Raw genomic sequence first — 6,734 nt, 5'->3', positions numbered from 1 at the left:
CTGCCTCAAACGCGCCCTCTGCCGCGAGCTCCTCCCCCTCATCACCCAAGCCCTCACCCCAGACTTGACCCCCAACCGTCTATAGGAGCATCAGGTGGAGCGGTTCAGGTGTAGTCGTGGAGGATTGCGGCTAGTTTGTCGCGGGTTTTGCTGGGTGGGGGTGCGGCGACGCAGAGGGCTTCCATGGTCGCGGTGTACTGGTCGAGGTCTTCCAGCTTGTCCAGGTACAGGGCGCTGGTCAGGTGCTCGATGTAGACGATGTCGGGCAGGTCCTGCTCGGGGAAACGCAGGATGCTGTACGCGCCGCCGGTGGCTGCGTGGCCGCCGGAGTCGAAGGGCATCACCTGGAGCGTGACGTTCGGCATGTGGGATGCCTCGATCAGGGACTCGAGCTGGATGCGCATCGCCTTCAGGCCGCCGATCGGCCGGCGGAGGACGGACTCGTCGACGACCGCCCAGAGCCGGACCGGGTTCGCGCGCTGCAGGACCTCTTGCCGGTTGACGCGCAGGGAGACGCGGCGCTCGACCTCCTCGGCCGGGATCAGTCCGCGGCCGAGCTGGACGACGGCGCGGACGTACTCCGGGGTCTGCAGCAGACCCGGGACGAACTGGAGCTCGTAGGTACGGATCAGCTGGGCCGCCGACTCGAGCCCGAGATAAGAGTGGAACCAGCTGGGCAGTACGTCGCCGAAGCGGTGCCACCAGCCGGGGTTGTTCGCATCGCGCGCAAGAGCAAGCAGCCGCTCGCGCTCTTCGGGGTCGTCGATGCCGTACAAAGACAGCAGGTCGCGGACGTCGCGTTCCTTGAAGCCGACCCGGCCCAGCTCCATCCGGCTGACCTTGGACTCCGACGAGCGGATCTCCCAGCCGGCATCGGACCGGGTGATCCCGGCCGCCTCACGCATTCTCCGCAGGTGTGCGCCGAGGATGATCCGCAGTGCGGTCGGCCCGCCTGGCGCGCCCGACTCCGTCACACTCACCTCCGACGCCCCAGCTGGATCCCAAACGGCGGCCTGCCCACCCCGACGAATCATCTCACGGACGGACCGTGATCTGTCGAAGTTCTTACATAAGAGTCGTGGGTGCTGTCCAGCAACCCGGCATCGATTCCAGTTTTCTCACTGTGAGTGACGGCCGGCCGCTCGGCGACCGGGTGCACGCGGCCGGCCCGAAGTACCGGTAATCGCTTCCCGCTCAACTACTTCGGCCCGTTCGGGGCCCGAAACGGCCTCTGGAGGGGGTCTGCTGAGCCTTCAGTTGGTCACAAGTCGAAAACGTGCGGATGCACGTGCATCGGGCGCTTGCATTCGTTTCGTGCGACCGCCATGATTGCTTCATGCACAGAAGGTGAGCTGTATCTCGCAAAAAGTGACATCGCGTGATCCAGCAACCCGGTTCTACAGATCCGTCGGGCGGTACGCCGGCATGACTGGTTGGGGAACCCGAGTCGATGAATGACGACGACACCGAAGCCGTCGAGTTCGCTGCCCGCCCTTCCGGCGAGCGAGCGCCCGGCGAGCTGACCGAGCGGGAGATCCAGGAATTGGTGGCGCGCTGCCCCGAGCAGCAGCGCTGGGCCTTCGAAGGCTGGCTCCGTGGCGAGCGCCTGCTGGACGGCGATCCGATCGTGAGCCTGGGATGACCACCGAACGAGCGGGAGGACGGAAAATGGTGCGGATCTGGCTGGGCGACCACCTGATCGCCGAGTACGTCGCGGAGCCCGACCGGGCCTCGCGTTACCAGCGGGTGATGACGCCGAAGTTCACCGGTCTGCGGATCACTGTCGACGGTGCGGCGACCGCGGGTGCCTCCGAGCTCCCCAGTGAGCAGCTCTGGCCGCTCACTGTGCAGTAAAGGCAGTAGCAGTAGGCAGTACTGGCAGCAGTACAGCAAAAGGCCGGCCTCCTAGCGGAGGGCCGGCCTTTGCTGTTCCCTGACAAGTCACCCGGTGCCCGTAACAGAAAGAGGCCCCCACACCACTCGCCTGGTGAAGGGGCCTCTTGCTCTGTGGAACGAATCAGGCGAGATCGTCGAACTCGCCGTCGTGAACGCCGCCGAGAAAGGCTTCGATCTCGGCCTTCGTGAAGACCAGCGCCGGTCCGTCCGTGTGACGCGAGTTCCGCATCGCCACACCGCCGCCAGGAAGCTTCGCTACCTCTACGCAGTTCCCGTTCGGGCCACTTCGCTGACTCTTACGCCAGGTCAGGTCGTCCATGGCGTCTGCGGGCATGCCGTTGTAGACAGCAGTCATCAGCTGCACCTTCCGTACGTCTTTGGCATATGCACGTGCATTTGGGCTTGCATTTGCATCGTACACGCTGGAGGGCCATGTGTCCGGTCTGTTACCCACCGTGCTCAAACACCCGTTGGGTAGCCCTGCGAAATCGCTTTCTGTGACCGATTTCGGGGCCGCCGGAGGCCGTTGTCGGGTGTTCGGACGACGATCTGCCGGGCGTTCGGCGTAACCCCGGGAGGGCTCTTCCCGTTGAGGAATGAAGCGGGTGTGCGGGCTTCGTTAAATCGGTCCCGGAACACTCCAGGAAGGGCCGGACCAGGCTGCCGCTGGTATGCAAATGCACTACGATGGCGGCAACGATTCCCTACGACACGAAGGCTGCGCCGATGGCTCCCGACAGCCCGGATTCCGCTCCGGAGTTCGACACTTCCCAACCGACCATCGCGCGCGTCTACGACGCATTGCTCGGTGGTAAGGACAACTTCGCTGCCGATCGTGAAGGTGCGGCGACCTACCTGAAGTACGTGCCGGACGCCGGCCGGTGCGCGATCGAGAACCGGGAAGCGCTGATCAAGGGCGTGCAGTACCTGGTGCGGCAAGCGGGGATCGACCAGTTCCTGGACATCGGCTCGGGCCTGCCGACGCAGAAGAACACCCACCAGGCGGCGCAGGAGATCAACCCCGAGGCCAAGGTCGCGTACGTCGACAAGGACCCGATCGTGCTCGCCCACGGCCGCGCGCTGCTGGCGACCAACGAGAGCACCATCGTCGTCACCGCCGATCTGAGCCAGCCGAAGGAGATCCTCGACAACGAGGAGATCAAGGCGCACCTGGACTGGGACCGCCCGATCGCGCTGATGATCGTCGGCATCCACATGCACTTCCACGACGACGAGCTGCCGGACGAGTGGGTCCGCACGATCATGGACACGCTGGCCCCGGGCAGCTACCTGTTCATCACCGACTTCGTCGACACCGGTGAGCCGCTGCAGAAGGCGATGGAGCAGGCCGGCCTGGAGAGCCTGGGCAACGGCTGGATCCGGACCCCGGAGCGGATCACCGAGCACTTCCTCGGTCTGCCGCTGATTCCGCCGGGCCTGGACTTCCTGGCCCGCTGGTTCCCGGAGGACCCGGACGGCGACGTACCGGACGTCGAGGACCTGCAGCCGTACCAGCGGATCCTGATGGCCGGAATCGCCAAGAAGGACTGATCCGCAACCGATCGGCATCGAGGGCGCGCATCCCTTGCGGGATGCGCGCCTTCTGCGTTTCCGCAGTACTTCGTTGCCAACTCGCCCTTGTCGATTGTGACTGTGGGCGCCGGGTACCTGCACAATGAGCAGTGAAACCCTCTCTAGTAACGGAGTACTGACGTTTCTGCGTTCCGGATGATCAGGACGGTGCCCGCCGACGCGGTGGCCATCGTGCGGTTCTACCCGCCGATGGTGATCTGCTTCGCGGCCGCGCTGGCCGGTACGGCGCTCGTCTTCGACGTCTTCTATCTGGCGGCGAACCCGGGTCTCGGGCTGGCCATGGTCTACACGGTTCCGGTGCTCGCCGGGCTGATCGCCGGACTGGTCGCCGCGGCCGACGATGTCGAGCTGGAACGCCGCGTCCTGGTCTGGACGATCGCGGCGACCGTTGCGGTCGGCATCACGAACGCGGTGCTGGTGGCGATGGTCGCGGCGATGCGGCGTACCGACCCGTCGGACTGGAGGTCGGGCGGCCAGTCGGTCCTGTTCGCCGCCTGCCTGGTGGTCGCGGTCGCGGTGATGGTGGTGGTGATCGGCGGACTGATCAGCGCGCTCGGCATCGACCTCAAGACAAAACTGCCGAAGAAGAAGTACGTCGCTCCCGCGCCCGCTGCTGTTCTCCGCCCGAAACCCCTGGTCAGCAAAGAAGCAGCCGCCCGCGCAAAGGTCCGCCCCGAACCGCCCGACGAGCTGGACGACTCAGCCGGCCTTCATGACAACGCCGCCGAGCACCTGATGGATGGCGAAGCCGGCCGCCGAGTGGAACCGGTCCCCGCCCTCACCCCACCGTCCTTCCTCCCGCCCCTCCCCAAGGTCATCGACCTGGACGAGGCCCGCCCCGTCACCCCGTGGACCGAAGGCACCGGCCACGCCGACCGCCGCGGCTCCCGCACCCGCCGCATCCCAGCCGTACCGCCCACCCGCCGCCCCAACCGCCGCGGCAACCGCTGACCCGCTCCGGCTGACCTGCCCGCCTCCGCTGACCAAGCGAGCCGCCGCCCCGCGGCACGGCTGACCCGCTCCGGTTCAGCTGTCCGCCCGCGGTGGTGCAGCCGGGGAGCAGGCGAGCCCGCCGTCGTGCGGTGGGTAAGAAGTAGCCTGCAGAGGTGAGTTGGGATTTGGTGGTGGTTGGGGGTGGGCCGGCGGGGGCGGCGGCTGCGTTGGGGGCGTTGGCGGTGGAGCCTGGGTTGTCGGTGTTGTTGCTTGATCGGGCTGAGTTTCCGCGGGACAAGGCTTGTGGGGATGGGATTGCTCCGCAGGTGTTCGATCTGCTGGCGGAGGTTGGCGTCACCGGGGTGGTGGATGACCGTACGCCGATTCGGCGGCTCTCGTTGCGGCGTGGGGCGCTGGGGGTTGATCGGATGATGGCGCGGGAGGCGTATGTGGTGCCGCGGGCCGTGTTCGACGAGCGGCTGGTGTTGGCGGCGGTGGCTGCTGGGGCGGTACTACGCAAGCAGCGCGTGACCCGTATTGAGGTGCGGTCGTCGGGGGTGCTGGTCGATGACGTCGAGGCTCGGATGGTGGTGGGGGCCGATGGGGCGTACTCGATCGTCCGCCGGGCGTTGGGGGTTCCGAGTGGGCCGGTGGCGCTGGCGTTGCGGGGATATGCGCCGACCCCGGTTGGCCGGGCCGAGCAGCAGGTGATCGTGTTCGGAACGGCGCGGCAGCCGTCGTACGCGTGGTCGTTCGATCGCGGAGACGGCTGGTCGAACGTCGGGTACGGCGAGCAGCTCCGGACCGGGCGAGAGCGGCCGACCCGGGCGGGACTGCTGCGGGAACTCGAGGCCTTGTTGCCAGGGGCAAGCGATGACGGCGTGGACTGGCGAGGGCATCACCTGCCGCTGGCCTCCTGGGCGTGGCGGCCACAGGCTGGCCGGGTGATGCTTGCCGGCGATGCGGCCGGGCTGATCAACCCAATGACGGGTGAGGGGATCTACTACGCGATCGCGACCGGGATCCTGGCGGGGAAGGCTGCGGTGGGCGCCTTGCGGCGGGGGTCGGGCGATGCCGGCACGGAGTACCGGCGGGCGGTGAAGGGGTTGTTGGGGCGGCATCTGCGGGACACGGCGTTGGCGGCGCGGCTGACTCGGTCGGGGCGGGTGCTGGATGCCGGGATCAAGGCGTCGGCGGCCGATCAGCGGGTGTTCGACAACTTGGTCGAGATCGGGCTGGCGGATGGGGTGCTGCGATCTGGTGCGCTGCTCCGGATCGTACGGCGGTTATGAAGAAGCGTTGGTCAGGGCTTGGCGCTGAGCGGTGGTCAGGCGGGTGACGCCGACGGTGTAGGTGCTGGGGGCAACTGTCTTCAGTAGTAGGGGGTCGGTGTCGTAGGTCTCGGCGGTGGTGAGGGCGGTGGTGACTCGGTCGGTCGGCCAACCGAGGGCGGTGGCTAGTTGGGTTGTGGTGAGGGGGCCGGCGGCGTGGATCAGGGCGGCGAGGATGGTGGCGGTGTCTTCGGCGGCGTCGGGGTCGGGACCTAGACCGGACATGTCGTCGCTGAGTTGCTGGAAGAACTGGCTCATTCGCTCGAGCCGCACGCCGGCGGGAGTCGCGGGGTTGAAGAGTTCGGCGCCTTTGCGGGCAGTGCTGGCCCAGTTGGCGTTGGCGCGGGCGCTCGTTCGCCAGGCTTGGATCCAGATGTCCTCGGCGATCAGGTAGTGCTCGTGGCGCTTGCCGGGGTCGGGCTCGCGTCGTACCAGTTCGAGACCCTCTAGGTAGTTGATCGCCTTGGAGATGGAGGCGGGGCTGACTTTGAGTTCGCGGACCAGGTCGGCGGCAGTGAGGCTCGGGGTATCGGCGGTGTAGAGGCGGGCGAGGACGCGTGATGCCATTCGGGGGAGGCCGGTCTCGACCATGCTTTCGGCGAAGAGTTCGGCATAGTCGTGGACGGCTGCACGGTCGCGGCCGTAGGCGTCGGTGGTGGGAGCGTCGGCCTCGGGGGTCGGGGGTTTGCGGCGGCGGGCGCGGGAGCCGGTGGCGAGGTGGGCGTGGTCGGCGCGGTACCTGGTACGGCCGCCGTTGCGGGTGACCTCGCGGCTGATGGTCGAGGTGGGGCGGTCGAGTTCGCGGGCGATCTCGGCGTACCCGTGGCCTTCGGTCAGCCGGGTGGCGATCAGCCGGCGGTCCTGTTCCGTCAGCCGTCCTCCTGGCATCGGCGGCCTCCCGGGTTTGCGTTCGCTGTCAAAGTCATTGCAACAATAGCTCAGATTTGTTGATCAGAGGCAGTTTCGAGGCATCTTTAGCGT

At 67.2% G+C, this 6,734-nt stretch carries 8 protein-coding genes; 5 read left to right on the top strand and 3 right to left on the bottom strand.

The window, feature by feature from the left end:
- Positions 1 to 104: 104 nt before the first annotated feature.
- Positions 105 to 974, bottom strand: coding sequence for a helix-turn-helix transcriptional regulator (locus AB0M15_RS40695; RefSeq protein WP_363832341.1), 870 nt, complete (start codon positions 972 to 974; stop codon positions 105 to 107).
- Positions 975 to 1,450: 476 nt separating this feature from the next.
- Between AB0M15_RS40695 and AB0M15_RS40690 the strand changes: the two genes are divergently transcribed.
- Positions 1,451 to 1,642, top strand: coding sequence for a hypothetical protein (locus AB0M15_RS40690; protein ID WP_363832330.1), 192 nt, complete (start codon positions 1,451 to 1,453; stop codon positions 1,640 to 1,642).
- 26 nt (positions 1,643 to 1,668) lie between these two features.
- Positions 1,669 to 1,854, top strand: a complete 186-nt coding sequence (locus tag AB0M15_RS40685; RefSeq protein WP_112249279.1) for a hypothetical protein — start codon at positions 1,669 to 1,671, stop codon at positions 1,852 to 1,854.
- A 163-nt stretch (positions 1,855 to 2,017) separates the two neighbouring features.
- Here AB0M15_RS40685 and AB0M15_RS40680 read toward each other — a convergent pair whose 3' ends face one another.
- Positions 2,018 to 2,251: a DUF397 domain-containing protein gene (locus AB0M15_RS40680; RefSeq protein ID WP_363832324.1), complete on the bottom strand. Its 234-nt coding sequence runs from the start codon at positions 2,249 to 2,251 to the stop codon at positions 2,018 to 2,020.
- Positions 2,252 to 2,583: 332 nt separating this feature from the next.
- Between AB0M15_RS40680 and AB0M15_RS40675 the strand changes: the two genes are divergently transcribed.
- The 3 genes from AB0M15_RS40675 to AB0M15_RS40665 all read left to right on the top strand — a co-directional run bounded on the left by AB0M15_RS40675 (position 2,584) and on the right by AB0M15_RS40665 (position 5,714).
- Positions 2,584 to 3,447 (top strand): SAM-dependent methyltransferase, encoded by an 864-nt coding sequence (locus AB0M15_RS40675; protein WP_363832319.1) that lies wholly within the window; start codon positions 2,584 to 2,586, stop codon positions 3,445 to 3,447.
- Between the two features lie 189 nt (positions 3,448 to 3,636).
- On the top strand, positions 3,637 to 4,440 hold the full coding sequence (locus AB0M15_RS40670; protein WP_363832314.1) for a hypothetical protein: 804 nt from the start codon (positions 3,637 to 3,639) through the stop codon (positions 4,438 to 4,440).
- 155 nt (positions 4,441 to 4,595) lie between these two features.
- Entirely contained in the window at positions 4,596 to 5,714 is a 1,119-nt protein-coding gene (locus tag AB0M15_RS40665; protein WP_363832310.1) for a geranylgeranyl reductase family protein, read from the top strand.
- On the opposite strand, the gene AB0M15_RS40660 is transcribed toward AB0M15_RS40665, so the two are convergent.
- Complete coding sequence (locus AB0M15_RS40660) at positions 5,709 to 6,641, bottom strand: MarR family transcriptional regulator (protein WP_363832305.1); 933 nt, start codon at positions 6,639 to 6,641, stop codon at positions 5,709 to 5,711. The genes AB0M15_RS40665 and AB0M15_RS40660 overlap by 6 nt on opposite strands.
- Between the last annotated feature and the right edge of the window lie 93 nt (positions 6,642 to 6,734).

Source organism: Kribbella sp. NPDC051718 (assembly GCF_040681515.1).
GTDB lineage: Bacteria > Actinomycetota > Actinomycetes > Propionibacteriales > Kribbellaceae > Kribbella.
This window is presented reverse-complemented; position numbering and strand designations above follow the sequence as displayed.

Coding starts and splice junctions, on each gene's coding strand:
- AB0M15_RS40660 (WP_363832305.1), bottom strand. CDS start 6,641: ATGCCAGGAGGACGGCTGACGGAACAGGACCGCCGGCTGATCGCCACC.
- AB0M15_RS40680 (WP_363832324.1), bottom strand. CDS start 2,251: ATGACTGCTGTCTACAACGGCATGCCCGCAGACGCCATGGACGACCTG.
- AB0M15_RS40675 (WP_363832319.1), top strand. CDS start 2,584: ATGGCGGCAACGATTCCCTACGACACGAAGGCTGCGCCGATGGCTCCC.
- AB0M15_RS40690 (WP_363832330.1), top strand. CDS start 1,451: ATGAATGACGACGACACCGAAGCCGTCGAGTTCGCTGCCCGCCCTTCC.
- AB0M15_RS40685 (WP_112249279.1), top strand. CDS start 1,669: ATGGTGCGGATCTGGCTGGGCGACCACCTGATCGCCGAGTACGTCGCG.